This window comes from Streptomyces swartbergensis (assembly GCF_002148965.1).
Taxonomy (GTDB): domain Bacteria; phylum Actinomycetota; class Actinomycetes; order Streptomycetales; family Streptomycetaceae; genus Streptomyces; species Streptomyces swartbergensis.
The window spans coordinates 1-865 of sequence record NZ_NGFN01000783.1; the positions used below are offsets into that span (position 1 = coordinate 1).

1 protein-coding gene is annotated in these 865 nt (G+C 76.3%); it reads left to right on the forward strand.

The window, feature by feature from the left end:
* Positions 1–865: streptophobe family protein (locus CA983_RS44305; RefSeq protein ID WP_244207374.1), on the forward strand; the 865-nt coding region annotated here is incomplete at both ends.

Sequence of the window (865 nt, forward strand, 5' to 3'; positions counted from 1 at the left end):
ACCTGACGGGCGGGGGCGGTGGAGGTGGAGAGGGCCTGGAGATTCCCGGGCTGGGGGACATCGGGGGGTTGCTGCCGGACCGGCTCGGCGACCTGGTCGACGCGCAGGCGGCGGTCGGTTTCACGGTCGACACCGCGCCCACGCTGCTCGGCGGGCTCGGCTGGTCGGCCGGGATCCTCCTCATCGGCCTGCTGGCCTCGCGCCGCACGCCGCTGCCGTGGGGCTGGGAGGCCGTGCACCGGGTCGTGCGGCCCGCCGTTTCCGCGGTGGTGACCGTGCTGCTGGTGGCGGTGGCGGCGGGGCTCGCTGCGGCGGCGTACGCGGCGACCGGCGACGACCATCCCCGCCGCATCGCCGGCGCGGCGCTGCTCGGGGCGCCGAACGGGGTGTGGCTGGGCGTCCCGATCGGCCTGCTGGTGCCCTGGGACGGCCGGGCCACGGGTGAACTGACCCGCCTCCTGCCTGACCCGCTGGACGACCTGCTCGCGGTCCGCTCCGACCAGCCGGTGACGCTGGGGCGGCTGGCCGAGCTGGACGGGCGGGTGTGGCTGCTGGCGGTTGCGGCGGCGTTGATGATGCTGCTGGCGGGCGTGCTGACGGCGGTGCGGACGCCGATGGCGGGCGTGTCGGGAGGACCCGGGGGTGTACGGGGTTCGGGTGCCCTCGGTTTCGCGGGGCGGTGTGCGCTGCGGCTGGGGGTCGCGACGGCACTGTCCCTGCCGTTGCTCGTCTGGCTGACGGACGTGTCGGTGACCGCCTCCCTGTCCGTGCTCGGCTTCGACGCGTTCGGCGCGGGCATCGAACTGCACGGGCACCTCGGCATGGCCCTGCTGCTGGGCGCGGTGTGGGGTGCGGGGGCCGGGGC